This window comes from Thiohalophilus sp., from assembly GCF_031581315.1.
Lineage (GTDB): Bacteria > Pseudomonadota > Gammaproteobacteria > UBA6429 > Thiohalophilaceae > Thiohalophilus.
In genome coordinates, this window is the sequence record NZ_JAVLAZ010000139.1 from 1 (window position 1) to 4,210 (window position 4,210).

The following is a 4,210-nucleotide window of genomic DNA, read 5'->3' on the forward strand; positions in this document are numbered from 1 at the left end:
ATTTTTGGAGATAGAACATGATTGAACGAATTATTGACTGGTCGCTGCATAACCGTTTTCTGGTGTTGTTGTTGACGGTGGTGTTGTGCGGCTGGGGGTGGTATGCGGTGAAAAATACGCCGCTGGATGCAATTCCGGATCTGTCGGATGTCCAGGTGATTATCAAGACCACCTATCCGGGCCAGGCACCGCGGGTGGTGGAGGATCAGGTGACCTATCCGCTGACCACGGCGATGCTCTCCGTGCCGGGCGCGAAGACGGTGCGCGGTTACTCCATGTTCGGGGATTCTTTTGTTTATATCCTGTTCGAGGACGGGACCGATCCCTACTGGGCCCGATCGCGGGTGCTGGAATATCTGAGTCAGGTCGAATCGCGGCTACCCGAACAGGCACGCCCGGCACTGGGACCCGATGCCACCGGTGTCGGCTGGATTTATGAATATGCCCTGGTGGATCGAACGGGGAAGCATGATCTGTCGCAGTTGCGATCCCTGCAGGACTGGTTTTTAAAGTATGAGTTGCAGACGGTGTCCGGTGTGTCGGAAGTGGCGACCGTCGGCGGCATGGTCAAGCAATACCAGGTCGTCCTCGATCCGGACAAACTGCGCGCCTACGATCTGCCGCTGGCGAAGGTACGCCAGGCTATCCGGCAGGGCAACCAGGAGGCCGGCGGTTCGGTGATCGAGATGGCCGAGGCCGAATACATGGTGCGGGCCACCGGCTACATCCAGAGCAGGGAGGATCTCAAGAACATTCCGCTGGGTGTCAGTGAACAGGGCACCCCGTTGTTACTGGGTGATATTGCCGAGATTCGTCTCGGTCCGCAGATGCGGCGCGGCATCGCCGAGCTGAACGGTGAGGGCGAGGTGGCCGGCGGGATTGTGGTGATGCGTTACGGCGAGAATGCCCTCAAGACCATCGAGGGCGTGAAGCGTAAACTGGAACAGCTGCAAAACGGCCTGCCCGACGGCGTGGAGATCGTCGAGACCTACGATCGCTCCGCCCTGATCAATCGGGCGGTCGATAACCTGACAGGTAAGCTGCTGGAAGAGTTTTTGATCGTCGCACTGGTCTGTCTGGTATTTCTGTTTCATCTGCGTTCGGCACTGGTTGCCATCATCAGCCTGCCCATCGGGATACTCGGGGCATTTGTGGTCATGTATCACCAGGGCATCAACGCCAACATCATGTCACTGGGCGGAATCGCGATTGCCATTGGCGCCATGGTCGATGCGGCGATCGTGATGATCGAAAACGTGCATAAACACATCGAGCGCGAGCCGCTAACCAATGAGAATCGCTGGCGGATTATCAGTGAGGCAACCCGCGAAGTCGGGCCGGCCCTGTTCTTCTCGCTGTTGATTATCACGCTCAGCTTTTTGCCGGTATTTACCCTGGAAGCACAGGAAGGTCGCATGTTTGCACCGCTGGCCTTTACCAAGACCTATGCTATGGCCGCGGCTGCCGGTTTGTCGATTACCCTGGTGCCGGTATTGATGGGCTACTTCATTCGAGGCCATATTCGTCCGGAAAAGGAAAATCCGGTTAACCGGGTGTTGATCAGGGCTTATCAACCTTTCATCCATACCGTATTGAACAAGCCCAAAAGTGTGCTCGGTGTTGCCCTGCTGGTGGTGCTGATGACCATCTGGCCAGTGATGAACATCGGTTCGGAATTCATGCCGGATCTGGACGAAGGGGATCTGATGTACATGCCAACGACATTCCCCGGCCTGTCGATCGGCAAGGCGCAGGAGCTGTTACAACAGACCGACAAATTGATTATGAGCGTGCCGGAAGTCAAGCGGGTCTTCGGCAAGATCGGCCGGGCCGAAACCGCAACCGATCCCGCGCCGTTGACCATGATCGAAACCACTATCCAGCTCAAACCCCGTAGTGAGTGGCGTGAAGGCATGACCACCGAAAAACTCAAACAGGAACTGAACGATCGGGTGAAATTCCCTGGCCTGACCAACTCCTGGGTGATGCCGATCAAAACCCGGATCGACATGCTGGCGACGGGGATCAAGACGCCGGTGGGGGTCAAGGTTTCGGGTCCCGATCTGAATGTGCTTCAGGATATCGGCAAGCAGATCGAGGAGGCAGTCATGCAGGTACCGGGTACTGTCTCGGCCTATTCGGAACGCACCGTCGGCGGACGTTATGTGACGGTGGACATCGATCGGCGAGCCGCTTCAAGGGTGGGGCTGAATATCGCCGATGTGCAAAACGTGGTGAGTACCGCCATCGGCGGCATGCAGGTCGACCAGACCGTGGAAGGACTGGAACGCTACCCGATCAATTTGCGCTACCCGCAGCAGGTTCGCGAGTCGGTTGACAAGTTGCGCGATCTGCCCGTGATTACCCAGCAGGGTGCCCGGATTCCGCTGTCCGAAGTGGCGGATATTCGCATTGAGACGGGGCCGGCCATGATCAAAAGCGAAAACGCGCGGCCCAACGGCTGGACCTTCGTCGATATCAAGGACCGGGATCTGGGTTCCTACGTGGAAGAGGCACAACGCGTTGTTAACCAGGAGGTCAATTTGCCGGCCGGGTACTCCATCGCCTGGTCCGGGCAGTATGAATATATGGTGCGGGCCAAGGAACGGCTAAAGGTGGTCGTGCCCCTGACGCTGGTGATTATCATTCTCCTGTTATACCTCAACTTCCGCAATATTGTTGAGGTGATGATTATCATGGGGACACTGCCTATGGCCCTGGTGGGCGGTTACTGGCTACTTTACCTTCTCGGCTACAACATGTCGGTCGCCGTCGGCGTGGGCTTTATCGCCCTGGCCGGGGTAGCCGTGGAGATCGGGGTGGTCATGCTGGTCTATCTGAATCAGGCCTATCGTGGTCAGATAGCCAATAAGGAACGCGTGCATGTCCCGAACCTGGAAGAGCTTAAACAGGCCGTGATCGATGGCGCCCTGTTACGGGTGCGTCCGATTATCATGACCGTGGCGGCTATTACCGGCGGCCTGCTTCCCATCATGCTGGGTAGCGGTACCGGTTCGGAGGTGATGCGCCGCATCGCAGCTCCCATGGTGGGTGGCATGATCAGTGCCACCATACTGACCCTGGTCGTGATTCCGGCGGTTTATTTTCTGTGGAAGCAATATGAAGTCAGGCGTTGTATTGAACAGGGTAAAATACCGGGAGTTTAGGATGCCAGCGACATACAACATCGTGGTGATTGGTTTTGTTGGCAGTCTGGGACTGGCCGGGTGTGACAACTCGACAAGTTCCAACAGCCAGCCACAAGCTGACCAATCTGTTTCAACGGAAGCTGACGTACCGTCGCGTAACCAGGATATGCAGCAGATTCTGCGCGGAGGACGTCTCTACCAGCAGAATTGCGCAACATGCCACGGCAAACTGGCGCAGGGGGCGACGAACTGGCGCCAGCGTGATGAAGACGGGAAATTCCCGCCTCCGCCGCTGGACGGTTCGGCGCATACCTGGCACCACCCGACCACCCAGCTGACCGAGATTATTAAAAACGGCACGCTGGATCGAGGCGGGAATATGCCGGCCTGGAAAGACCAGCTTGACGATCAGGATATTGCCGATGTGCTGGCCTGGATCAAGGCGCAATGGCCCGATGAAATCTATGCCCGGTGGTATCGCAACGATCAACGCGCGAAAAACAGATAGGCAAGGAGGAACGTATGATGCATGGTGAAGAGTGGAATAGCGGTTGGTGGTTGTTCGGTCACGGGGGCTTCGGTATCCTGATCTGGATTGTCGTGATTCTGGCCATCGTCTGGTTGATATACCAGATACTAGGTCCTAGGAACTAGTTACTAGAACCTGTTTGTTGATAGCAATTTCTATGTTGTCAGGCCCAACTGGCGACGCTGAGAATATTTTTACAGAAGGAGAGGATTATGTACGGATTTAACACCAAGGTTTCAGGCGGTTTTGATGAGGCAGTTGAGAAAGTCACCGAAGCCCTGAAAGAAGAAGGGTTTGGTGTGTTGACTGAAATCGATGTCAAAGCAGTCATGAAAAAGAAATTGGATATCGATAAAAAACCTTACAAGATTCTTGGCGCCTGCAATCCGGATCTGGCCAATCAGGCTCTGACGGCCGAAGCAGATATCGGCCTGTTGCTGCCCTGTAATGTCGTAGTGCGTGAGGACGACGATGGTTCAATCACTGTGGCATTCATGGACCCCCAGGCGGTGCTTGATCTGGTGCAACAACC

At 55.9% G+C, this 4,210-nt stretch carries 3 protein-coding genes; all 3 read left to right on the plus strand.

The features are described from left to right. Positions 1–17 precede the first annotated feature (17 nt). On the plus strand, positions 18–3,167 hold the full coding sequence (locus RI563_RS12750) for an efflux RND transporter permease subunit (RefSeq protein WP_310694763.1): 3,150 nt from the start codon (positions 18–20) through the stop codon (positions 3,165–3,167). Between the two features lies 1 nt (position 3,168). Continuing rightward, positions 3,169–3,657 carry a cytochrome c gene (locus RI563_RS12755; RefSeq protein ID WP_310694764.1) on the plus strand — a complete coding sequence of 163 codons (489 nt, stop codon included), beginning with the start codon at positions 3,169–3,171 and terminating at the stop codon, positions 3,655–3,657. Between the two features lie 233 nt (positions 3,658–3,890). Further along, positions 3,891–4,210 (plus strand): DUF302 domain-containing protein (locus tag RI563_RS12760; protein ID WP_310694765.1); only part of this gene is annotated, 320 nt, incomplete at its 3' end.

Coding starts and splice junctions, on each gene's coding strand:
- RI563_RS12750 (WP_310694763.1), top strand. CDS start 18: ATGATTGAACGAATTATTGACTGGTCGCTGCATAACCGTTTTCTGGTG.
- RI563_RS12755 (WP_310694764.1), top strand. CDS start 3,169: ATGCCAGCGACATACAACATCGTGGTGATTGGTTTTGTTGGCAGTCTG.